18 protein-coding genes and 3 pseudogenes are annotated in these 22,772 nt (G+C 71.6%); 3 read left to right on the top strand and 18 right to left on the bottom strand.

The window, feature by feature from the left end; genetic code table 11:
* Positions 1-222: 222 nt before the first annotated feature.
* On the top strand, positions 223-1,404 hold the full coding sequence (gene chrA, locus IF01_RS0137395) for a chromate efflux transporter (protein WP_078880656.1): 1,182 nt from the start codon (positions 223-225) through the stop codon (positions 1,402-1,404).
* A 212-nt stretch (positions 1,405-1,616) separates the two neighbouring features.
* Here chrA and IF01_RS51660 read toward each other — a convergent pair.
* Positions 1,617-2,012: pseudogene (locus tag IF01_RS51660) on the bottom strand (ABC transporter permease subunit); the annotation flags it as partial.
* Between the two features lie 98 nt (positions 2,013-2,110).
* Between IF01_RS51660 and IF01_RS42930 the strand changes: the two are divergent.
* On the top strand, positions 2,111-2,440 hold the full coding sequence (locus IF01_RS42930; RefSeq protein ID WP_051756947.1) for a pyridoxamine 5'-phosphate oxidase family protein: 330 nt from the start codon (positions 2,111-2,113) through the stop codon (positions 2,438-2,440).
* A gap of 724 nt (positions 2,441-3,164) precedes the next feature.
* Positions 3,165-5,159 (top strand): carbohydrate-binding module family 20 domain-containing protein, encoded by a 1,995-nt coding sequence (locus IF01_RS0137410; protein ID WP_106981263.1) that lies wholly within the window; start codon positions 3,165-3,167, stop codon positions 5,157-5,159.
* A gap of 343 nt (positions 5,160-5,502) precedes the next feature.
* Here the strand turns inward: IF01_RS0137410 and IF01_RS49445 are convergent.
* The 17 genes and pseudogenes from IF01_RS49445 to IF01_RS0137475 all read right to left on the bottom strand — a co-directional run.
* A pseudogene (locus IF01_RS49445) lies at positions 5,503-5,625 on the bottom strand (mycothiol transferase); the annotation flags it as partial.
* Positions 5,626-5,640: 15 nt separating this feature from the next.
* Positions 5,641-5,775 carry a hypothetical protein gene (locus tag IF01_RS51255; RefSeq protein ID WP_279617293.1) on the bottom strand — a complete coding sequence of 45 codons (135 nt, stop codon included), beginning with the start codon at positions 5,773-5,775 and terminating at the stop codon, positions 5,641-5,643.
* An 82-nt stretch (positions 5,776-5,857) separates the two neighbouring features.
* Positions 5,858-6,055, bottom strand: a pseudogene (locus tag IF01_RS50585) (transposase); the annotation flags it as partial.
* A 2-nt stretch (positions 6,056-6,057) separates the two neighbouring features.
* The gene (locus IF01_RS50590) at positions 6,058-6,402 is read right to left on the bottom strand and encodes a hypothetical protein (RefSeq protein ID WP_244215753.1); all 345 of its coding nucleotides are present in this window, start codon (positions 6,400-6,402) and stop codon (positions 6,058-6,060) included.
* Positions 6,403-6,510: 108 nt separating this feature from the next.
* Positions 6,511-6,762 carry a hypothetical protein gene (locus IF01_RS42940; RefSeq protein ID WP_037782663.1) on the bottom strand — a complete coding sequence of 84 codons (252 nt, stop codon included), beginning with the start codon at positions 6,760-6,762 and terminating at the stop codon, positions 6,511-6,513.
* Between the two features lie 114 nt (positions 6,763-6,876).
* Complete coding sequence (locus IF01_RS0137420; protein WP_244215754.1) at positions 6,877-7,812, bottom strand: aldo/keto reductase; 936 nt, start codon at positions 7,810-7,812, stop codon at positions 6,877-6,879.
* Positions 7,809-9,302, bottom strand: coding sequence for a GMC family oxidoreductase (locus tag IF01_RS0137425; protein ID WP_030398097.1), 1,494 nt, complete (start codon positions 9,300-9,302; stop codon positions 7,809-7,811). Before IF01_RS0137425 ends, IF01_RS0137420 begins: the two co-directional genes overlap by 4 nt.
* Positions 9,299-10,222, bottom strand: a complete 924-nt coding sequence (locus tag IF01_RS0137430; protein ID WP_030398098.1) for an adenosine kinase — start codon at positions 10,220-10,222, stop codon at positions 9,299-9,301. Before IF01_RS0137430 ends, IF01_RS0137425 begins: the two co-directional genes overlap by 4 nt.
* Before the next feature lie 272 nt (positions 10,223-10,494).
* Positions 10,495-12,567 carry a 4-alpha-glucanotransferase gene (gene malQ / locus IF01_RS0137435; RefSeq protein ID WP_051756949.1) on the bottom strand — a complete coding sequence of 691 codons (2,073 nt, stop codon included), beginning with the start codon at positions 12,565-12,567 and terminating at the stop codon, positions 10,495-10,497.
* A complete protein-coding gene (locus tag IF01_RS0137440) occupies positions 12,551-13,474 on the bottom strand; it encodes an HAD family hydrolase (protein WP_063764402.1) in 924 nt (307 codons plus the stop codon). The genes malQ and IF01_RS0137440 overlap by 17 nt, the downstream gene beginning before the upstream one ends.
* Positions 13,475-13,477: 3 nt before the next feature.
* Positions 13,478-15,637: a glycogen/starch synthase gene (locus tag IF01_RS51260; RefSeq protein WP_051756951.1), complete on the bottom strand. Its 2,160-nt coding sequence runs from the start codon at positions 15,635-15,637 to the stop codon at positions 13,478-13,480.
* 26 nt (positions 15,638-15,663) lie between these two features.
* The gene (locus IF01_RS0137450; protein ID WP_244215755.1) at positions 15,664-16,206 is read right to left on the bottom strand and encodes an NUDIX domain-containing protein; all 543 of its coding nucleotides are present in this window, start codon (positions 16,204-16,206) and stop codon (positions 15,664-15,666) included.
* Positions 16,203-17,087 (bottom strand): sugar nucleotide-binding protein, encoded by an 885-nt coding sequence (locus IF01_RS0137455; RefSeq protein WP_030398103.1) that lies wholly within the window; start codon positions 17,085-17,087, stop codon positions 16,203-16,205. The genes IF01_RS0137450 and IF01_RS0137455 overlap by 4 nt, the downstream gene beginning before the upstream one ends.
* Positions 17,084-18,112 (bottom strand): ROK family protein, encoded by a 1,029-nt coding sequence (locus tag IF01_RS0137460; RefSeq protein ID WP_030398104.1) that lies wholly within the window; start codon positions 18,110-18,112, stop codon positions 17,084-17,086. Before IF01_RS0137460 ends, IF01_RS0137455 begins: the two co-directional genes overlap by 4 nt.
* Positions 18,105-19,205: a sugar phosphate nucleotidyltransferase gene (locus IF01_RS0137465; protein ID WP_030398105.1), complete on the bottom strand. Its 1,101-nt coding sequence runs from the start codon at positions 19,203-19,205 to the stop codon at positions 18,105-18,107. Before IF01_RS0137465 ends, IF01_RS0137460 begins: the two co-directional genes overlap by 8 nt.
* The gene (locus tag IF01_RS0137470; protein WP_030398106.1) at positions 19,198-21,300 is read right to left on the bottom strand and encodes a glycogen/starch synthase; all 2,103 of its coding nucleotides are present in this window, start codon (positions 21,298-21,300) and stop codon (positions 19,198-19,200) included. Before IF01_RS0137470 ends, IF01_RS0137465 begins: the two co-directional genes overlap by 8 nt.
* Positions 21,301-21,305: 5 nt before the next feature.
* On the bottom strand, positions 21,306-22,772 hold the full coding sequence (locus tag IF01_RS0137475; RefSeq protein ID WP_030398107.1) for a phosphotransferase: 1,467 nt from the start codon (positions 22,770-22,772) through the stop codon (positions 21,306-21,308).

The raw sequence follows: 22,772 nt of genomic DNA on the forward strand, positions 1-22,772 counted from the left end.
GCCGGTGCGCGCCGCGGAACTGTTCCGCGGTCAGGGGCCGGCCCCTCGGCAGCGGCGCCACCGGTTCGGCGACGCCACGGTCCCCGGGCCCGCGCGGCCCGGGTCCGCCGGGCCGCGAGGGCCGCGAGGCGAACCGGCCGGTGACGCCCTCCGCGGGAGCGGGCCGCAACAGCCCGGAGTGCCGCTGCGGGGGCCGGCCTTCGACACCGCGGCCCCCGGCAGGTGGTCCGGCGGCGGCGCCGCGGGACCAGGGCCCGCGACGCCTCCCGCGGGCACCCGCCGTCGTGCGCAGGGCACCCGCGCTGTTCCGCCGGCGGCGGCCCGCCCACCCACATGGCGCTCCTGCGGCAGCTGTGCGTCGAGCGGCGCGGCTGGATCGCTGCCACCGAGTTCGAGGACGGCATCGCCGCTACCAACCTGCTGCCCGGCCCGGCCTCCACCCAACTGGCGATCCTCACCGCCTGGCGGCTGCGCGGCACTGCGGGCGCCCTGGTCGGCGGGTTCTGCTTCATCGTGCCCGGCCTAGCTCTCATCCTCGCCCTGGCCGCGCTGTTCCTCGCCGGCAGCCCGCCGCTGTGGGTGCGCGGCGCAGCCGCGGGTGCCGGAGCGGCGGTCGCCGCTGTCGCGGTGCAGGCGGCCACCGCGCTGGTCCCAGGAAGCTGGCGGCGCGCCGGCACCGCCCGTCCGGCCCGCGCCCGCTGGGCCGCGTACGCGCTCGCCGGGGCGGTAGCAGCCGCACTGACCGGGCCGTGGCTGGTCCTGGTCCTCGTCGCCTGCGGCCTCGTCGAGACCGCGATCCGCGCCTGGCCGGCCACCGAGCCCGGCCGCGCCTTCGCCTGGCCGGTGCCCCTCGCGCTCGCCGTTCCCGCTGCCGGGGGGCTGCTCGCGCTGGCGTGGGTCGCGCTCAAGGTCGGGGCGCTGTCCTACGGCGGCGGATTCGTCATCATCCCGCTCATGCAGGCCGACGCCGTCGAGCACTACCACTGGATGACCGACGGCCAGTTCCTCAACGCCGTCGCCCTCGGCCAGATCACTCCGGGACCAGTTGTGCAGACCGTGGCCGTCGTCGGCTACGCCGCCGCCGGTGTCCCCGGCGGCCTGCTCGCCGCCGCGGTCGCCTTCGCCCCTTCGTTCCTCTTCGTGATCCTCGGCGGTCCCCGGTTCGACGCGATCCGGGCCGACGCCCGGGTGCAGGGGTTCTTCACCGGCGCGGGCCCGGCGGTGATCGGCGCCATCGCGGGCTCCGCCGTCCCGCTCGCTCTGGTGCTGCAGCACGCCTGGCAGTACGGGGTCCTCGGCGCAGCTGCGCTCTGGCTCCTCGCCGCGGGGCGCGGGGTCGTCTCCACCCTCCTCGGTGCCGGTGCGCTCGGGGTCGTTGCCGCGCTGACCGGTTGGGCCCTCTGATCACAGCAAGACAGGCGAGCAACCCTGAGCACGGCGGCCACGGCGGATCGGGCGGCCGGTGTTCTCCGGTTGGCCCGCCAAGGATCTGTCAGAAACACGTATGAGTCGTATAAAGCCCGTGGCGGTGTGCCGACCGCGCCGAGGACGACGGTGGCCCCCACCACGTACGCCCGGCTGCGGCTCGCGGCCGAGACCGCCAGCACGGGTCCGGTCAGGCAGAGGGTGACGCCGCACCCCAGCAGCCCCGCCGCGAGCACCCCGCCGACCGGGACGGCGGCCCACAGGTCCGGAGAGAGCGCGACGCCGAGCGCGACCGTCGCGGTGGCCGCGGCGTTCAGCAGGACGGACACGGCGGCGAGGGCGACCGTCCGCTCCGCCATCAGGCGCCGGCGGGAGACCGGGCGGGTCATCAGCAGCTCGATGGTTCCGGACTCGACGTCCGCGGCGACGGCGGCCGCCCCGAGCGAGCCGATGGCCGTCAGCTGGAGCGCGATCCAGAAGGGGTGGGTGAGTCCGGCGCCGAGCAGTCCGGCGTAGCTGGCGATGGAGACGTCGCCGTTGGAACCACTGAACGCCTTGAAGGCATCCGGTGGGGTCCGCCCGCCGATGCCCGGGTCCGGTCGGAGAAACTGAGCCCGGCCACGTGCTGGGGCATGCTGTGCCCCGGCGGCGTGGGCCGGGTCGTTCTGTCGGCCCCCGCGAGCTGGTGGCCCTCCCCGTCAACTACCGTGTGCTGGACGCCACCATCGTCTTCCGCATCACCGCGGACAACACTCTCGCGAAGGCGGAGGGCGGCGATGTCGCCTTCGAGGTCGACCAACTCGACGAGGTCTTCGCCACCGGCTGGAGCGTTCTGGTCAACGGCATCGTCCGGATCGTCCACGACGAGGAGGCCGAACGGTGGCTCGGCCTGCACGCCGACCCCGACCCCTGGCCCGGGGGCGACCGGGAGACCTGGATGCGCATCCACCCCATGGGGATCAGCAGCCGTGTGGTGCGGCCCGAGGAGCCGCCGCTCCACGACAACAGGACCTGAAAACGACCGCGGCGATGCCGACCGGGCGCCCGGGTGCCAGCATGATCACCGTACCGAGCCATGAGCCCCCTGGGTGAAGTCGGCCGCGAGTTCGACGAGCTGGTCGCACGGAGCACCGGCGGCGACGAGCCGCTCTGCGCCAGCGGCTCGCACTGGCCGCAATTCCTCGCGCCGCCCCGGCACCCGACGTCGCTGGTGACCATACCCACCAGGTCGCGGCGTGCGCAGGCACGCAGACGTTCGCCTCGTGGGCGGCCGCCGCGCAAGCGGCGTTGCCTCCGCATCGCCGGCAGCGGGCGCGAGCGCCGCCCTCATGCACCGTCGCGGGGAGCTCGTCGACTGCCCCTCCCCCATTGCCCGCCCCCAGACCAACAGGCCCGTACCCGCCGGCGGCAGCTACGGGCCTGTTGCATTGACCCGAACTTAGCGTGGACCGATCAACTCGCCGACACTGTGCACTTGTTGTGATGCGGAGGCATTGACGGGCATCTGTGGTGGTCCTATGGTTGCGGCGCGCACTGAAAGTTTCAGAAATATTTCACAGAGGCTTCCTTCCGGCGACGCCGATGCCGGACGCGCTACCCCTTCCGGTCCCCCTCGCCCCATCTCCCGGGGACCCCCACCTGGAGGAGAGCAGATGAGCACAGCCACGTTGGACACTCCCCCCAAGCGCACATCGCGCCGGGCCGTCGCCTCACTGGCCGGACTCGGCCTGGCCCTGAGCATGGCAGCAACCCTGTCGGCGCCGGCCCAGTCCGCGTCCGCGGCACCGGTCGGCCGCGAGGGCAAGAAGGTCACCGCGGTCCTCTTCGAGTGGAAGTTCGACTCGATCGCGCAGGAGTGCACCCGGACCCTCGGCCCGAAGGGCTACGGCTACGTGCAGGTCTCCCCTCCACAGGAGCGCATCCAGGGCGGAGCCTGGTGGACCGGCTACCAGCCCGTCAGCTACCGGATCGCGGGACCGCTTGGCGACCGCACCGCGTTCCGAGACATGGTGAACACCTGTCACGCGGCCGGCGTCGACGTCGTCGTCGACACGGTCATCAACCACATGACCTCGGGCTCGGGGACCGGGACCGGCGGCACCCAGTACACCAAGTACAACTACCCCGGCACCTTCCAGGACGGCGACTTCCACAGCTGCCGCCGCCCCATCGGCAGCAACTACGCGGACCGCTACAACGTCCAGGAGTGCGAGCTCGGCGACCCGGGGCAGCCGTCGCTGTCGGACCTGAACACGGGCAGCGACTCCGTCCGCGACAAGATCGCCGGCTATCTGAACGACCTGCTGTCCCTCGGCGCCGACGGCTTCCGCGTCGACGCGGTCAAGCACATTCCCGCCTCCGACCTCACGGCGATCCGCTCCAGGCTCACCCGGCCGGACGCCTACTGGGTCCAGGAAGCCATTTTCGGCGGGGGCGAGGCCGTCTCCCCCAGCGAGTACCTCGGCGTCGGTGACGTCCAGGAGTTCCGCTACACCACCGACCTCAAGCGGATCTTCACCAACGAGAAGCTCTCCTACCTGAAGAACTTCGGCGAGGCGTGGGGCTACATGTCGTCCGGCAAGGCCGGCACGATGGTCACCAACCACGACACCGAGCGCAACGGGTCCTCGCTCAACTACAAGGACGGCGCCGCCTACACCCTCGCGCACGTCCTCATGCTCGCCCACCCCTACGGCACCCCGTCCGTGCACTCCGGCTACCAGTTCTCCAACCGCGACGCCGGCGCGCCCAACGGCGGCACGGTCAACTCCTGCTACACCGAAGGCTGGGAGTGCCAGCACGCCTGGCCCCAGATCGCCAACATGGTCGGCTTCCGCAACGCCGCCGGCGACACGGCCATCACCAACTGGTGGGACAACGGCGACAACACCATCGGCTTCGGCCGGGGCGACCGGGCCTACGTGACGATCAACCGCGGCGCCGCGATCACCCGGACCTTCCAGACCTCGCTGCCCGCCGGCACCTACTGCGACGTCCAGCACGGAAGCCCGACCGCCGGCAGCGGATGCACCGGCACCACCTACACCGTCGGCAGTGACGGGACGTTCACCGCAACAGTGGGCTCCAACGACTCCATCGCCCTCTACGTCGGTGCAGGCGGCGGCACCAAGCCCGACGGCACCAACACCTCCACCGTCTACTACAGCACCGACAAGAACTGGCCCGCCTACAACATCCACTTCCGCCCCGACGGCGGCTCCTGGACCGTGGCTCCCGGCGCTGCCATGGAGCCGGCCTGCGCCGGCTGGGTGAAGAAGACCGTCGCCCTCAACACCGCGACCGGCCTGAAGGCCTCCTTCAACAACGGTGCCGGCACCTGGGACAACAACAACTCCGCCGACTACACACTCGGCACCGGCAACATCACCGTCAAGGGCGGCAGCGTCGGCACCGGCAACCCCTGCGACGCACCCCAGAGCACTGCCGGCGCTTCCTTCGCCGTCAACGCGACCACCGTGCCCGGTCAGAACATCTACGTCGTCGGCAACACCACCGCCCTCGGCAACTGGGCCTCCTCGGGCGCGGTAAAGCTCGACCCCGCCGCCTACCCCGTGTGGAAGCTCGCCCTCGACCTGCCCGCCGGCACCGCATTCGAGTACAAGTACATCCGCAAGGACGCCGCCGGGAACGTCACCTGGGAATCCGGCGCCAACCGCACCGCCACCGTCCCCGCCACTGGCAGGATCCCCCTGACCGACGCCTGGCGCAGCTGACCCCACAGGCTGCCGTGCGCCGTCACCCGGACGGCAAGCCGCCCTGGCCCCGTCGCCGAGCGGGACCGTACTGAAAGAAGCGGGTCTCCTGCCGGGCACCATTGGTGCCCGGCAGGAGACCCGCAGCCACTTCCCGAGCCGCCGGACGCGGGCCGGCGGTGTGCTCACGCCGCCGCGATGAGCCAGGGAACCGGCCGCGCGGCCTCCGGGAAGTACCGGGCGAGACCTCAGGAGTCTCGCCGGAGGCGAAACGCCGTGTGGGTCGGAGCACGCCGGGGTGTGCAGGCTCCCACGGCTGGAACCAGGGGTCGGGCCATCGCTCGGCTGCGGCATGGAGCGGGTAGGTGGCGCCGTCGATACTCTCGCGGATGATGTCGGCACGGCCCCCGTGCCGCGCGATCTCCTCGATCAGGTGCAGGAGCACCCAGCGCACCGACCACTCCTTGAGCTTGACTCTGTCGGGGATCTTGGACGACGGGGCTCAAGTGCCGAGGGTGCGCCAGGACTTCGTGCGGGGGATGTCGTTCTCGTCCAGGAAGGTCTGGAAGGCGGTCGGCGGTCTCGGCGAGGGGGCTCCCTCGGTGACGGGCCGGCCGCTGAGTCGTTCGATGTTCACGGCGATGGCTGTGAGTACGTGTTGCATGGGCTTTCGGCTGGCCTCGGTAGCGGCAGCGGCGCATGCCGTGTCCTTGGGCGAACTCGTTCATGGTGCCCTCGATGCCGGAGCGGACCGCGTAGCGGGCCTTCCAGTCCGGTGTTTGCTGCTCAGCACGGACGCGGATTTGCAGGTCGCGGAGTTCTCGCGGGGGAAAACCCACATTCCGGGCGTCGCTGGAGCTTGTGCAGCGGTGGCGGTCGGGACACGGCTGGCACTGGCTCTTGGTGAACCGTGCCACGATCAGGGGTCCGCGGTGGATGAGGAGGTCGGGTAGGGGCCGTGCCAGCTGGCGCTGACCTGGCCGTTCGGGCAGGTGACCTGTCGGCGGTCGAAGTCGATGTGGAAGTCGTCGCGGTCGCACCCTTCGTTCTTGCGGTGTTGGCGGGTGGGGTTGCCCGGCAGGGGCCCGCCGACGGTGACCTGGTGTTCGCGGGCAGCTCGTTCGAGGTGGACGAGGGAGGTGTAGCCGCCGTCGACCAGGTGCTCGTCGGGAAGCAGTTCGCGGCGTGCCAGGCGGGTGTGGATGCCGGGCCGGGCCTGGCCGTCGTTCGTGGCGGCCGAGGTGGTGGCCACGTCCGTGATCACGTTGACGCTGTCGGCAGCACACGTCTCGGTGACATGGGCGGCGAAGCCCTTCCAGCTGATGATGTGACCGTGGCGGACGTAGCGCGCCGTGGGGTCGTAGGGGGTTGCCTACCGCGTTGTGCGGCCGAAGCCGTCGACCGGTTCGGCGAGCGCAGCAAGATCACCGGCCGGATCGAGGGGCACCGGGTCGCCGTGGGATGCGTCGTGACACGCGAGCAGAGCGCTTCCCTGGTCATGGTCACGCACGATCCGGATGAACTTGTCGTCCTGCCAGACGTTGCAGTAGCCGCAGGGCGAGTTGCAGCGGAATGCGATGCAGAAGCGGGCCGACTGCAGCGATCCGGGCGAGGATGCGGTCATCGGTGCCGGTCTTGCGGTCACGGCTGTCTCTCCTACGGCGCTGCGGTGCTCGGGGGCGGGCCGGTTCGGTACGGCCCGCCGGTGGGGCTGCGGGCCGTACCGGGTACGGGGGATTCAGGGCAGTGGGGTGCCGCGGGCGGCTATCCACAGCTCGTACCACTCTTCGTGGGTGAGCTCGGGTTCGCGTCGCACCGCGTCGCGGCAGGCCGTGATGCGGTCGGGCCTGGCGGTGCCGATGACCGGTGCGATGCCGGCCGGGTGACGTTGGAGCCACCACAGGAGGACCGTCTCGGGTGTCGTGGACTTGCGGGCGGCGAGCCGGCGGACGAGTTCCCCGGCCGGGTTCGGTTCGCTCCCGGTGAACCGGCCCTGGGCCAGGGCGCCCCAGGCCTGCAGGGCGATCCCGTTGGCGGAGCAGTACTCGAGCGTCCCGTGCGGGAAGCCGTTGGAGGTGGCCGCCGTGGTGTTGAGCAGGACTCCGGCCTCAACCCAGTCGCGGCGGTGCAGACTCATTTCGAGCTGGTTGACGACCAGCGGGAGGTCAAGGTGCGCTTGGACATGGGCGATCTGTGCGGCGCTCATGTTCGAGACGCCGAAGCGGCGCACCATGCCCTGCCGGTGGAGGGAGTCGAGGGCTTCGGCGATCTCCTTCGGTCCGGCCAGCGGATCGGGACGGTGCAGCAGCAGAACGTCCAGCGAGTCGGTGCGCAGCCGGGTCAGGCTCTCCTCGACGCGCCGAAGGATGCTGGGTCCTCGCAGATCGTAGTGGCCGGGCCGCCCGTTGCCCGGCAGGCGGATGCCGCACTTGGTCTGCAGGGTGATGCGCTGGCGCAGGCCGGGTGAGGCTGCCAGGACTTCGCCGAAGACCGCTTCGGACTTGCCGTGTCGGTAGATGTCGGCGTGGTCGAACGCGGTGATCCCGGCGTCGAGTGCGGCGCCGATCGCGGCCTCGGCGTGGCGGACGTCCGCGGCCGTGTAGGGGTTGTCGTCCCACGTGCCGCCCAGTCCCATGCAGCCGTACAGCACTCTGCCGACGCCTGTTCCGGTCACCGCTCGCCCCGGATCAGGTCGGCCAGCATCTCCGCGGCAGCGAGGACCGGCAGTTGGGTGTTGGCCGCCGGGACGGTCGGCAGGACGGAGGCGTCGACGACGCGCAGGTTCGTCGTGCCCCGAACCCGGCCCTCACCGTCTACCACGGCCAGGGGATCGTCAGCCGTGCCCATGGCGCAGGTGCCCACAGGGTGCCAGTAGGTTCCGAGGCGGGCTCGCAGGTCCTGGTCGGACAGGTGGTGGGCAGGCTGGCCTTGTACGGGTGCGGCCAGCGACTTGAGCGCCGTGGTCGCGGCCATCCGCTGGACGATCTCCAGGCCCGAGCGCAGGACGGCGAGGTCGTGGCCGTCCTCGTCGGTGAGGAAGCCGGGGTCGATCTGCGGGGGCGTGGCGCTGTCCGCCGAAGTGAGTCTCACGGTCCCGCGTGAGGCCGGGTTCATCACGAAGGCGGAGATGCCGGCCTCGTACTGGCCCGGCGGGAGTTTGCCGAACAGCGGCGGTCCGGCGACGGGCAGGATGTGGAGGTCCCAGGAGCCGACCGGACAGAGTTCGCTGGCTGCTCTGACCAGCATGCGGCTGACGTACAGGTCGCCGTCGGCTTCCTTGGCGGCGAGTGCCGCGTTCAGCTCGTCCGTGGGCTGGAGCGGCACGAAGACGCCGGGCTGGTCGACCAGGTTCGATCCGACTCCGGGAAGGTCGGCTTCGGATCGGATGCCGAGGTCGAGGAGGTGGTTCGCGGGGCCGATTCCGCTGCGCATGAGGAGGGCGGGCGAGCCGAAGGTGCCGCAGGCCAGCAGGTAGCTGTCCGCGAGGAGTGTCCGTTGGCGGCCGTCGGTCTCGACCAGGGCGCCACGGACGCGGCCGCCGCGGATGTCCAGCCGTTCCACGGTGGCGTTGCCGATAATAGTGAGGTTGGGTCGGGGCCGCGCCTCGTCGAGGTAAGCGAACGCCGCGTTGTGGCGGACCCCGTCGACAGCGTTGAGGAGGGGGGTCCCGTAGCCAGGGCCGCCGGGGGTGCCCATGTCCACCTGGCTGTAGCCGAGTTCCGCGGCCGCTGCGAGGGCCGACGTGCTCCAGGGGGAGAACTCTCTCTCCGGAGCCTGGGACATGCCCATCTGGGAGAGGGCCGCGAGGCGGTAAGGCTCCATCGCTGTCGCCGTCCAGCGCGGGCCTCCTCGGCGGGCCCATGCGGCATGGTCGGCCTCGGAGCCCCAGGTGTTCCAGCAGCCGTTGATGCAGGACGAGCCGCCGAGGAGGCGTGCGCGGATGCGGTGGGCGGGGGCGTGGCGCTCCCACACCTCCTCCCGCGGCAACGCCCGGGCGTTGAGCACCCCGTCGGGCCAGGTGTTCCGGTCGGGGCCGAGGTCCGGCCCGGCCTCCACCAGGCACACGGTGCGGTCCGGGTCCTCGCTCAGGCGAGCCGCCAGGACGCAGCCCGCCACTCCCCCACCGAGGACGAGCGTGTCGTATCCGATCGCGTCGTCCGTCATGCGTTCCCCTTCTGCACCGCGTCGAGTTCCGCAGCGCGGGCGAGGAGTTCGCCGCGGCCGATGGAGTCGGTGCTCGTTGCCGGAACCGTGCACGCGTACGCTCCGGCGATCGCCCCGTAGCGCGCGCAACGCGCCGCCGGCTCGTCGGCCAGCCACCCGAGCAGGAATCCCGAGACGAAGGCGTCGCCCGCGCCGTTGGAGTCGACCACCGCAGTGGGCGGGGGGACGGCCGGGATGTGCGTGATCCTTCCCTCGGTCAGCATGTAGGCGCCCTCAGCGCCCGCCATGGCGACGACCGTCCGGGCTCGGCCTCGCTCGACGATCAGGCGCATGGTGCGCTCGGGATCGGCCAGGGCCGTTGTGGAGACGAAGACGAGGTCCGCCCCGTAGGCGAACGGTTCGTGGTAGGCGTTGACGCCGTCCCAGTTGTGCAGGTCGGTGGAGACCGTCAGGCCGGCTTCGCGCAGCAGCGGCAACGCGAAGGCGCACGGATAGGTGATCGACACGTGGGCGTGCCGGCTATCGGCGGCCAGCGCCCGGACAGTGTCCTCGGGCAGCCGGTCGGCCTCGTGGGAGCGGCTGTCGTCGTAGAGCGACAGCCTCCGGCCGTCGGGGCCGACGAGGTTGACGGCGCGCTTGGTTCCCCCCGGCAGAGGGACATCGGTGAGCGGAATCCCGCGGTTGCGGTGCAGGGCCCGGATCAGGTCGCCCGGATGGTCGGCACCGATCATGTCGAGGTGGTGGGTACGCAGGCCCAGCGCGCTCAGTCCGAGGGCGACGAAGTCACCGGTCTGGCCGGCCCTCATCTCGATCCTGGGGACCATGTAACTGTCGGCGAACGGGAGCGGAAGCTCGGGGACGTAAACGATCGTGTCGACCCCGGCGCCTCCGAGGACGAGGACGTCCGTCTCAGTACTCAATGGGTGTTCCTCTCGGGCTTGACGCCTGGCGACTGCGGCTGTCGGACTGCGGGCGCCCCGGCATTGGCGGGCACCGGCCGGGGTGCCGGGCGACGGCGCGGCTCCCGCCCGCCCCTCGCAGTTGTCCGACGGACAGTCAGTTCAACGTGGTGGAGATGGAGTCAAGCAGGCACACCAAACGGATGGCAAGATTTTGCCGCTGTTTTCTGCAAATGTTTGCAGTGGTTGGTGGGTCGGCCTTTGTCGGGGAGGGTTCCGGGGCGCGCCGCGCGTTACGGGGCCTGCAGGTCCTGGTAGAGGGCGGAGACTGCACGGGGTCCCGGCCGGGCGGCCAACTGCTCCAGCGTCAAGGGGGAACCGGTCGCATCGGCGATCGGCAGACGCCAGTTGGGGTATTCGTCGACCGTGCCGGGAAGGTTCTGCGGACGGCGGTCCCCCACGGTGTCCGGCAGCCAGACACCGAGCAGCTTCGCCGGGGTGAGGGCGAGGAAGCGGTGCAGGCCCAGCACCTCCCGCCCGGGTGCGGGCCCGTCCTGCGGGTCCAGCGCCCCGACCCGGTCGAGTTCGGCGAGCCAGCCGGAACGCTCCGCCGCCGCAGCGGCCGCGGCCGTCTCCACCGGCTCGGCGAGCAGGCCGAGGTCCGCGTGAAGAGCCACGTGTTCGCCGTCCAGCCAGGCTGCGGTGCTGGGAAGGTCGTGGGTCGTCAGGGTGGCCAGGCAGTCGGCACGCCACTGCTCGGGCGGGAGCGGCCCGGAGCGCTGCTCCGACCCGCCCCGGAACTCGAAGCGCAGCACGGACGTACCGAGGATCCCCCGGTCCGTCAGCTCCTCCCGAACACCGTGCTCGACGGTGCCCAGGTCCTCACCGATCACCATCGTGCCGGCCCGGTGCGCCTCCAGCGCAAGGACCCCGAGCATCGCCTCGTGGTCGTACCTGACGTAGGCGCCCTCGCTGGCCCGTGCCCCGGCGGGCACCCACCAGAGCCGGAACAGCCCCATGATGTGGTCCAGTCGAAGCGCTCCGGATCTGCGCAGCGTGCCGCGCAGCACGTCGGCGAACGGCGCGTACCCGGCGTCGGCGAGGGTGTCGGGCCGCCAGGGCGGCAGGCCCCAGTCCTGGCCGTGCGGGTTGAAGTCGTCGGCCGGGCAGCCGACGGTCATGCCCTCGGCGAGGAAGTGCTGGAGGGTCCAGGCGTCCGCGCCCTCGGGGTCGACGCCGACCGCCAGGTCGTGCATGAGGCCGATCGCCATGCCGGTGTCCGTCGCGGCCTGCTGTGCCTCGCCGAGTTGCTCGTCGACCAGCCAGGCGATCCTGCGGTGGAACTCGATGCGGTCGGCCAGCTCGCGGCGTGCTTCGGCGATGCCGGGCCCGTCGGGGCTGCGCAGCCCCGTGGGCCAGGAGCGCCAACGGGTGCCGTGCACCTCCGCGAGGGCGCACCAGGTCGCGTAGTCGCTCAGCCCGGGCCCCTCGGCGTCGGTGTAGCGCCGGAAGGCGGCCCGCCGCACGGGGTCGAGCGGCACCCGGTGCAGGAGTTCCAGGGCCCGGAACTTAAGGTCGCGGACCGCGACGCGGTCGATCAGGCCGCCGGTGAGGACGCCTTCGCGCAGCCCCTCGGCACGCGCGGCCAGCTCGCCCACGACGGCGCGGTCCCCTGGCGCCAGGGCGGCGTACTCGGGCAGGGTCTCGATCCGCAGGTTCATCGGGTCGGGGTAGCGCCGACTGCTGGGCCGGTAGGGGGACGGGTCGGGCAGTGCCCCGGGTACGTAGGCGTGGAGCGGGTTGAGCTGGATGAAGTCGGCGCCGAGCCCGCCGGCCCAGCGGCCGAGGTCGGCCAGGTCGCCGAGGTCGCCCATGCCCCAGGAGCGGTTGGAGAGGACCGAGTACAGCTGGGCCAGGAAGCCCCAGCCCCGGCGGGCGGGGCCGGCCAGGCGGGTGGGGGCGACGAGCAGGGGCACGACTTCGGTGCGGCCCGCCCGCTCGGCGTGGAGGGTGTGGCGGCCGACCGGGATTTCGGCCAGGTCTTTTCCGAGGTCGCGGACGGACAGGGTCAGACCCTCCTCGGTCTCGACCCGCAGTCGGGTGTTCGGCGCCGTTCGCAGGTCGTTGCGCGGGCGTCCGGAACGCAGGACGACGCTGGGGGGCAGCAGCCGCTCGGCGAGGGTGCTGCGGCGCTCGGTCAGGGCCTCGCGAACGGCTCTGTCGGTGGCTGCGTCGACGCCGAGCGCGGCGAGTAGGGCGCGCAGGGTTTCGGGAGAGGTCTCGACCCGCTGTCCGAGGTCGGTGGTCCAGTGGGTGGCGACGTGGTGGAGTTCGGCCAGGTCGGCCAGGTCACGGGCGGGCGGCATCGATTCGGCTCTCCGGTCGGTCGGTGGTGGGTCGGGTACTGGTTGGCCGGTGCGAGGTGGGCCGATCGGTGGGAGGGTCGGCGGCGGCGGCCGGGAAAAGCCGCTCGAGGACTGCGGCGACGCCGTCGTCCTCGTTGCTGGGTGCGGTTTCGTCGGCACGGCGCCGCAGTTCGGGGTGGGCGTTGGCCATGGCGACGCCGTGGCCGGCCCACTCGATCATGGGGATGTCGTTGGGCATGTCGCCGAACGCGAGGGTCTCGTCGGGTTTGAAGCCGAGCATGGCGGCCGCGGCGGCAAGCCCGCTCGCCTTGCTGACACCGGCCGGGAGCAGTTCCACCAGTCCCTCGCCGGAGTGGGTGACGGTGACGTGATCGGCGCAGACCTGCTGGGCCAGTGCGGCGAGTTCGTCGTCGTTCAGGTTGTCGTGCCGGATGAGCACCTTGTCGACGGGTTGTGCCCAGAGGTCGTCCGGTTGTTCGGCGAGCAGCCAGCCGTGCCGCAGCCGGCTCTCGAAGCCGGGCAGGACCTTGAACTCTCCGGCCAGCCCTGTGGTCACCACCGCGAGCCTCAAAGGTCCCGCCCGCTCGGCGATGCGTGCGACCAGGGGACGCACGGTGGGTGCGTGCAGTACGGTCGACGACAGGAGCCGGTCGGCGCCGACGTCGTAGAGCTGGGCCCCTTGGCCGCAGATCGCCAGGCCGCGGTAGTCGAGCCGTTCCAGGAGGGTGCGGCAGCCTGCCGCGGCGCGGCCGGTGACCACCAGGTGCCGCGCTCCGGCGGCCTCTGCGCGGGCGAGCGCGGCACGGGTGCGGGCGGAGACGCTGAGGTCGCTGCGCAGCAGCGTCCCGTCCAGGTCGGTGGCGACGACGGCGAACGGTGGTGGGCGGTGGCGGGCGGGTGCGGTCATCGGTCAGTCCCTCTCGAGTCCGGCGCCGACGGGGGTGGCCGGCCGGCAGGCGTCGAGGGGGCGCTCGTCCCAGGCGGTGCGGCCGCCGCGCAGTTGCAGGAGGAAGGCCAGCGGTACGGCCGGTGTGTGCGCGAGCGTGGTCGTGAAGTGTCCGTCGGTCCCGGTGAGGCGGTGCTCGCCGGACGGCAGCACGAGCAGGACGCTCTCGGCGTGCGGCAGCCGGTAGTCGATCCGCAGGCCTTCGCCGGTCCACTCGGCCCGGCAGCGTCCGTCGAGCGCGGTGACGAGGTCGGGGTCGTCCAGGAGGGTGGCGAGGTCGGCGCAGCGGGTGAAGTCGGCTCTGGCGAAGGCGGCGGCGAACAGGTCCGCCACGGCGTTGCGGTCCATGTCCGGTATGCACTTGCGGTAGGCCGTGAGGTCGCCCCGCAGCTTCGCGGCTTCGGCGATCTCGCGGCGGTGGGTGACCCAGTCGGTGTCGGCCAGGGTGGTGAACCAGCCGTACTGGGTGGCCCGCTCCGGGGTCAGGCCGGGCAGGACTCCCGCGGCAGCGGCGGCGAAGGTCGCCAGGCGGGTGGTGGCGGCCTTGCGCCAGGTGAAGCGGCGGGCGAGGGCGCGGGCGTTGTCGGACAGGCGGCGGTACTCGGCCGGGTCCTCGCGGTGGATCCGGGCGGCTTCCAGGATGCGCTCGGTGAGGGCGGAGGTGAGCAGCGGGTCGTCCTCGGCGAAGGAGCGGGGAACGGCGAAGCCGGTGGCGTCCGGGTGTTCGCGCGGCAGGTGGTGGCGGTAGTGGGTGGTGACCGCCTGTGCGGTGCCGATCGGTACGGCGCCGCAGGCCATCAGCTGGCCCTGGGCGATCAGGAAGGAGTCCAGTTCGAATTTCGACGGGAAGAGGCAGAAGTCGGCGGCCACTGCCTCCTGGTGGAGCACGTCCTCGCCGGCCATGGCCCAGTCGAGCCGGATGCGCCCGGGGTGCCGGTCGGCGACCTCCTGGAAGTAGGGGTCGCCGACCGCGCTGAGGACGTTGTCCCCGCCGGCGGCGACGGCGCAGCGGATGATGACGTTGATGTCGGGGTCGGCGGTGAGCGAGGTGTCGATCGCCCGGAACAGTTCGACCTGTCCCTTGTGGTGCGGGGAGAAGCGGGCGACGTGGTAGAAGGTCGGCAGTTGCGGGTCCAGTCCGAGGGCGGTGAGGATCTGTTCCCGGTCGCTGTCGGCGGGTTCGCGGGCGAGCCAGCTGTCGGGCACCGCGCAGCCGCCGACGAACTGGCGTTCTGCGCTCTGGCGGACGATCCGTTGGACGGTGAGGTGCTGAAAGGCCTGTTCGAAGGGGGTGTCCTGGAAGGTGGAGTAGAAGTCCAGCTGGCCGGGGGTGAGGAAGTCCAGCAGGTCGCAGTTGGCTGCGATCAGGGCGAAGTAGCCGATGCCGTTGGTGGTCGCGGGTTCGGTCAGGTGGGTGGCGGGCAGGTGGGCGGCCATCGCCTGGGCGAGGGTGCCGAGGGGCGGCCGGTCGGCGAGCGCGTCCAGGTCGGCGGTGGTGTCGAACAGGTTCAGCAGGCGTTCCAGCTGGGGGCGGTGGATCTGCTGGTTGATCGGCATGTTGCTGGCGAGTGTGCTGACCACCAGGAACCTCGGGTCGTCGCGGAGTACCGGCGGCAGCAGGTAGTGGTAGTAGGGCTCGTAGGCCTGGACGACGGCCGGCTCCGCGTCCAGGTCGAGGTGGGCGCGCAGGAACCGCAGCCCGGAGACCTGGAAGACGAGTGGTTTGAAGAAGGCCAGGTCGCTGCCCTCGCTCGCGCGGGCCGGGTAGATGCGCTCGGGCAGCAGGTCGAGGTACTCGTCGGACAGGAGATAGATGTCGACGCCTTCGTGGCGCAGGCGGTGGGCACGGGTGGTGAGATGCAGTTCGAGTTCGGCGGGTTGTCCGGGCCACACGTCGGGGTCCAGTACCAGTGGCACGGTGTGCCGGTCCGCGTGGTCGAGTTCCTCGAGGTCGTAGTGGGCCCTGAGGTGGTCGAGGCAGCCGTGTGCCGGGGTGATCACGGAGACGCGGTGGCCCTGGTCGGCGAACTCGCGGGCCAGGTTCCACACCAGTGAGGCGAGGCCGCCACGCATGAGGCGGACGTCGAAGCCCAGGCTCTCGAAAGCGAATTTGACGATGTGCACCGTCGGGTCCTCTCTGTCGTCGCGTCTCAGACCGCGCCGGGGGTGTGCAGCGTGAGCAGGGCGTGTGCGGCCAGGGTCGCGGTGTCGGTGATCCGTTCGGAGCGGACGAGTTCGCGCCATTCGTGCGGGTCGGCCCAGCGCTGGACCATGTCCGCCTCGGAGGCCTCGCGCTCGGGCCGGCCCGCTGTCAGCTGCTCGGCGAGGAAGACGTGGCAGCCTTGGCTCGAGTAGCCGTAGGCGACGTGCAGTCGGCCCAGATAGGTCATCCGGTCGGCCCGCAGGCCGGTCTCCTCACGCAGTTCGGTGCGGGCGAGGTCGAGCGGGTCCGTTCCGTGATGGCCCTGGGGCCAGGAGCCCTGGGGGAATTCCCAGTACCGTCCGGCCACCGGGTAGCGGTACTGCTCGACGAGGTGCACCCGGTCGTCCTGGCGGGGAATCACCAGGGCGTAGTCGGGTTTGTCGACGACGCCGTACAGGCCGGTGCTGCCGTCGGCCCGTTCGACGGTGTCCTCGCGGACCGTCATCCACGGGTTGCGGTAGACCTGGCGGGAGCGGAGGGTGCGGATCACGGTGCCTCCAGCAGGGTGCGAATGCCGTCGGCGACGCCGCATACCTGCAGGCGGTGGGGGGCCAGGAAGCTGTCCAGCCGGTTGCTGGTCAGGCAGGTGTTGGTGGGGCGGCTGGCGTACCTGCCGACGGCTTTGGGTACCTGGAGGACGAGCGAGCGGGGGGCGCCGAGACTGTCGGCGATGGCCTGGGCCCAGGCGGCCCGGGAGATCCTGTCCGGGCCGCCGAGGTGGAGCAGCGGGGGTGCTCCACCGACCAGCACTGCGGCGGTCACGGCGGCGACGTCCTGGACCAGCACGGGTGTGGTCCACTGGTCGTGCGGGGCCTCCACCGGTCTGCCGCGGCGCAGGTTGTGGGCGCAGGCGGAGAAGAAGTTGAGCCACTTCCCGCTCCCGGCCGGCTCCCAGCCGTAGACCAGGCTGACCCGCAGCACCGTGTTGCCGGGCACTGCTGCGAGGATGCGCTCGGCCGCCAGTTTGGCGCGGCCGTAGGCGTTGGCGGGGTTCGTGGGCGTCTTCTCGTCGTTGGCGGGCGAGTCGCCGTGGAAGACGTTGTCGGTGGAGATCAGCACGGTTCGGCAGCCGGGTGCGGCGGCGGTGAGGTTGGCGGCGGCCGCGGTGTGCAGTTCGGCGGCTCGTTGCGGGTTCGCCTCGCACCAGGTCACGTCGGAGGGGCCGTGCACGAGCACGATGCGGTCGGGGAGGACCTGGTCGACGACTCGTGCGCAGGACGTGGCGTCGGCCGCGTCCAGGGCGACCCAGGGGGCGGGTGGGGCGGTGAGCGGGTGGCGGGAGGCGAGGACTGGACTGTCTCCTGCGGCGGCCAGGCGGGTGGCCACGGCGCGTCCGACGAAGCCGCTGCCGACGATCAGGGTGCGGGTCATCGCAGGCTCACGATCTGCCTGGCCATGCTGCGGGCGGTCAGGAGCCGGCCTGCGCCGATCAGTCCGTGGTCGTCGTCGGGCTCGCCGAGGACGACCATCCGGCGTGTGTCCTCGGCGCTCAGACCGAAACAGCCGAGGCGTTGCAGTTCCTCGGTGAGCAGTTCGGCGAACCGGGGGCCGACGGCCAGCGCGAAGCCGCCCATGATGACGTAGCGGCGCACACCGATCGAGGTGAAGACCGCGTTGATCGCGGAGGCGAGGTGGGCGAGGCCACCGCGCAGCACCTCGGTGGCGAATCCGTCTCCGGCGCGGACGGCGGCGACCAGGGCCCGGTTGTCGAGTTGCTCGGGGTCGGGTGCGGAATGTGCGAGGAGGGAGCGCGCGTAGTCGGCCGGGGCGGCGAGGGCCGCGCGGCGGGCGGCGGCCTGCATGCCGCGGCCGGAGGCGACGGCGCCGAGGTGGCCTCGGCCGCCGCAGTCACAGCGTGGTGCCTGCGGGGAGGGGTCGCAGGTCCAGTGGCCGAGTTCGCCGCCGTGGCCGTCGGCGTCGAGCAGGACCTCTCCGGCTCGGTAGACCTTGCTTCCGATTCCGGAGCTCACCGTGATCAGGCAGAACGGCTGCGTGCCCTCGGTGGCGGCGTAGCGCCAGACGGCGGCTGTCAGGTCGTTGACCACGACGACCGGCAGGCCGAGTCGCTCTTCCAGGAGCAGGCGCAGTGGCAGCGGTTCGCCGCGACGGCCCCAGATGGTGGGCGCGGCCATGACCCGGCCGTCGGCCGTGACCGGGCCGGCGAAGGCCAGGGCGAGCGCGGTGCTGTCGTGGCGCTGCACCGCCCGTGCGGCCAGTGCGGCCAGTTGCTCGACCACCCGGTTCTGCAGGTCGGCCACCGGTGCGCCGGGGTAGCGGTCCATGCCTTCGGTGGGGGTGCGGTGGATGTCGGTGACGGCTCCGGTGTCGGTGCCGTAGCGGGCGATCCGCAGGGTGGTGCCGCCGATGTCGGCGACGGTGAAGACCTGCTCAGACACTGACCCCTCCGCTCGCGTAGTCCAGCTGCTGCACGAAGCCGTCCTCCAGGACGATCGCCGAGTCGATCTCGATGCCGGCGGGGACGCTCGCGCCGGGCAGCAGGACGCTGCGGCGCACCACCGCTTCGGCGCCGATCCGCACACCCGGGAAGGCGACGCTCCGCTCGATGAGGCCGTCGTTGACCAGGTCGGCGGGAACCACGCTGTCCTGGATGCCGGGTGCTTCGGTGACCAGGCCGCGTGCGAGGGTCGGCCGCACCGTGCGTGGCAGCCGCTCCACGGGCAGAGCCGGGTTGCGCTGCACCATGGCGAGGTGTGCCAGGTGGTAGCGCTCCAGGGTGCCGATGTCCTCCCAGTGGCCGGGGACCTCGTATCCGAGGATGCGTTCGCCGCCGGTGAGCATGGCGGGGATGACGTCGCGGCTGATGTCGTGCTGCCAGCCGGTGCCGTCCAGGTTCTCCAGGTAGCGGTGCAGCACGCCTGCGTCGAAGACGCAGAACGCGGCGAAGACCAGGTCGCTGGTCGGCTCGGCGGGCTTCTCCGCGAATGTGGTCAGTTGCCCGGTCGCGTCGAACTCGACCATGCCGAAGAGGTGAACGAAGCGGCGTTCGATCCTTTGGTAGGCGACGGTCAGGGCCGCGCGGGTGCGGCGGTGCTGCTCGATCAGCGGGCGGTAGTCGAAGCGGTAGACGTGGTCCGCGTGCAGAACCAGGACCTCGGAGGTGTCGGGGCCGAAGACGTAGGGGGCCTTGCGGATCAGCGCGTCGGCGGTGCCGCGTTCCGGCGGCCCGGCGGGGCGCAGGAGTTCGCGCGTGTCGCCGTCGCGGTAGGCCCTGTCGTAGGGGCCGAAGTGCACACGGAATCCGCGGCGCCACCATGTCCGGTGCAGATCGTCCATCAGCTGCTTCTCCTCGAACTGCGAGAGCAGCAGCACCTCGCCGAGCCCGGAGGCTGCGGCGTTGGACAACGAGAAGTCGACGAGGCGGCAGGAGCCGCCGAAGGGCACCAGTGGCTTCAGCCTGCCGTGGCCGAGCCGACCCATCCTGCGTCCCTCGCCGCCGGCCAGCAGGACGGCCCGCACTGTCTCAGCCATGACGGATCACGTCCCAGGTGGCGCGGCCGCTCGTGAGGGTGAGCAGGAGGTGCAGGTCCTGGCCGTCGTCCGGAATCCGGCCGGTGAAACCGTCCTCGATGCGTTGGAGCTGCTGCACCGTCACCTGCCGTCGGCCGGGGCCGGCCGGCCCGAACCGGACCAGCTCGACGCGCTCCGCGTGCGGGAGGCGGTAGACGATCCGGCCGTTCTCGACGGTGCAGCGTCCGTCGAGGCGGGCGCGCAGCTGCGGGTCGCTGCCGGCGGTCTGCTCGCAGCGGGCGAAGTCGGCGCGGTCCCAGGCCGTTTCGAACAGGGTCCGGGTGGTGTCCGGGGTCGGTTCTATGCAGCGCCGGTGGGCCGCGGCGTCGCCGAGTCGGGCGGCAGCCTCGGTCACCGCGGTGCGGTGGCTCTCGTAGGCTTCGTCCGGCAGCAGGTCGAACCAGCCATGCCGGAGCACCAGTTCCACGTCCAGCTGCGGACGGTGTCCCTCCCAAATCGGGGTGAACGCGGCGAGGTGCAGGTCCGCGACACGCTCCCAGGTGAACTGCCGGGCGTTGGCGATCGCGTTGGCCCGCAGGCGCCGGTACTCCCCCGGCTGCTCCCGCAGCAGCGCGGCGGCCAGGTGGATGCAGCGGGCGAGGGCGTCGGCGAGCAGCGGGTCGTCCTCGGTGAAGGAGCGGTTGACGGCGAAGCCGGTGGCCCGCTCCGCGCCGGGTCCGGTCAGCGGGTCGGCGATGTGGCCGAAGTGGGCCATGCCCAGTTGGGCGGTGGCGATCGGCACGGCTCCCGCGGCCATCGCCTCGCCCTGGGCGATCAGGAAGGTGTCCATCTCGAACTTGGACGGGAAGAGGCAGAAGTCCGAGGACACCGCGTACTCGACGATCCGGCGCTCGTCGACCCGCTGCCATTCCAGGTGGATCCGGCCCTTGTGCCGTTCGACGACGTCGTGGACGTAGGGATCCTCGATTCCCGCGTCGCTGATGCAGCGCAGTACGAAGTTGGCGGCCAGGCCCTCGTTCAGCACCCGGTCGACGGCGCGGAAGAGTTCGACCTGTCCCTTGTGGTTCACCGCCCAACGCGCGTTGTGGAAGAAGGTCGGCAGAGCTGGGTCCAGGCCGAGCCCGCCGAGTACGGCGGTCCGGTCGACCGCGGGCAGTTCACCGGTGGTCCAGGTGTCGCCGACGGCGCAGCCACCGACGAAGCTCTTGTGGGCGTTTCGGCGCACCGTGTCGTGGACCGGCAGCTGCGCGAAGACCTGCTCGAACGGGGTGTCGGCGAAGCCGGTGCAGAAGTCCCGGTGTCCGGGCGCGAGGAAGTCGATCAGGTCGGCGTTGTCGGCCACCAGGTCGTACACCCGCACGTGCTCGGGCCCGTACTCGTAGTGCAGGTGGGTGAGCTGCTGGTAGCTGCTCATGACGGCCGCGTGCTCGTCGAGCGGGGCGGTGTTGTCCGCGGGTGGCTCGACGCCGGCCTCGAGGAAGTCGAGCAGCCGGGTGACCTTGGGACCGTAGACGGCCTTGGTGATCGGCATGTTGCTCTGGACGGTGCCGACAACGAGCTTGGTCGGGTCGTGGCGGAACGCCGCGGGCATCAGGTAGCTGTAGTAGGGCTCGTGGGTGTGCAGGACGGCCCTGTCGTCGGCGAACCGCTGGCGGACGAATCGGATGCTGTCCACCTGGTAAGCCAGTGGTTTGAAGAAGACCAGGTCGTGGCCCTTGCTCTGGTAGGGCGGGTAGAAGCGGTCGGGCAGTTCGTCGAGCAGCTGGTTGGACAGGAAGTAGAGGTCGACGCCTTCCAGGCGCACCAGGTGCGCGGTGGTGGTCAGCGGGATCCGTACCTCGGCGGGAAAGGTGTCGCCCCAGGTCTGCGGGTCGAGGACGAGGGGCAGCTCGTACTCGTCCCGGTAGTCGAGCGTCTGCACGTCGTGCAGCCGCCGCAGGTCCTCCAGGCGGCCGTGGGCGGGGGTGACGATGGAGACGCGGTGGCCCTTGTCGGCCAGTGCTTTGGAGAGGTTCCAGAGGTAGACAGAGGTGCCGCCCTGGATGAGGCGGTGGTCGAAGCCGCCGCACTCGAAGTAGGTCTCGATAATGTGCATGGGTGTCAGTCCTTCGCCCGGGTGCCCGGCAGGCCGGCGGCCTCCACGGCGTGCCGCAGGTTGATGGCCGCGTGGTAGGCGCGGTCGTGGGCGTACGCGTAGTCGAGTTCGTGGATGAGGCGGCGCAGTCGCAGGAGCCTCCAGGCCGGGTGGTCCGCCAGTGACCGGCCCTGGGTTATCAGAAGGTCGCCGGTGCGGGCCGCCCACAGGCGGGCGGCGGCGGCGAGCCGCGTCAGTTCGGCGATGTGCCGGGGGGTCCAGCCGGGGGTGTCGGGGTCCGTGCCGGCGGCCAGCAGCAGTGCGGTGCGGCAGGTGTCGTCGGCTTCCATGCCGAGTGCGAGGGCCGCGTGGTCGGCGAGCTCGTCGGCGGTGAAGATTTCCAGGCCGCGTTGGAGGGCGGCGAGGTCCTGCCAGGGGGACTGCGCGGTGGCCGGGTCCGCCGGGTCGGTCTCCGGGGTGGACAGGTCGATGACGCACAGCTCCCAGCTGCCGTCCGGGCGCTCCCGGCGCAGCAGGTGGGACAGGTGCAGGTCGCCGTGGCAGGGGCCGGCGGGCCACGGCTGCGGACTCTGGGCGCGGACCCGTGCGAGCTCGCGGTCCAGACCGGCGACGGCGGTTCGGCGAACGGCGGCGGGAAAGCGGGCGTCTTCGAGGATCAGAGGGCGCAGGGCGTCGGTGCGCGCGGCGGTCTCGGTGAGGAAGTTGTCGACCGGGAACTGCGGGTGCGGACCCAGCTGTTCGGCGAGTTCGTGATGGAAGTCGCGCAGGAAGCGTCCGGTCTCGTGCAGGGGTGCGACCAGCGGTCGCTGGGAGTGGGTGACGGCGCTCTCGGGGTCGGCCCCGGTGTGGAGCAGCGGCCACATGGCTCGGATCCCGGCGCTCAGGGGGACGTTCAGTCCCTCGCCGTCGGCGTAGCGGTAGAGCACGCCGAGGGGTTCGCGTCGGCCGGTGGCGGTCTCCACGTACGTGTAGTCCCCGGCGGGCTGCTGGGTGCGGCCGCCGGCGGCCATCAGCCGCAGGAGTTCGGGCTCGCGGGTGCCGACGCCGATGCGCCGGTAGGTCTTGTGAGCGTGCGGGGTGCCGTCGAGGTCGAGCAGGGACAGCGCGTTGGAGGACCAGCCCGGGTCGAACGGCAGTTGACCGCGGTACTCGGCGGGGTCGCCGCGGAACTCGATGCGGTTGCCTCGCAGGGTGGGCAGGTCCAGTCCGGCGCGCAGGGCCCGGACGATCACCTGGTCGTACTCGGGTGTGCGGTCGGCGCCGCGGCCCGGGTCCTGTTCCATGACGGGCACGAACCAGCGGCCGGTGCTGTCACCGGCGGGGGCGACGATCAGCAGGCGGACGGTCTCCAGCGCGGCTTGGTCGACGAGCTGGAACTGTCCGGTCCGGCGGCCGGTCTCGTCGATCCAGGGGGCCCGGCGAAGGAGTTCGACCGTGGCCTGGGGAAGGCTGCCGAGCAGCAGGGTGTCCAT

It is taken from the genome of Kitasatospora purpeofusca (assembly GCF_000718025.1).
Classification (GTDB): Bacteria; Actinomycetota; Actinomycetes; order Streptomycetales; family Streptomycetaceae; genus Kitasatospora; species Kitasatospora purpeofusca.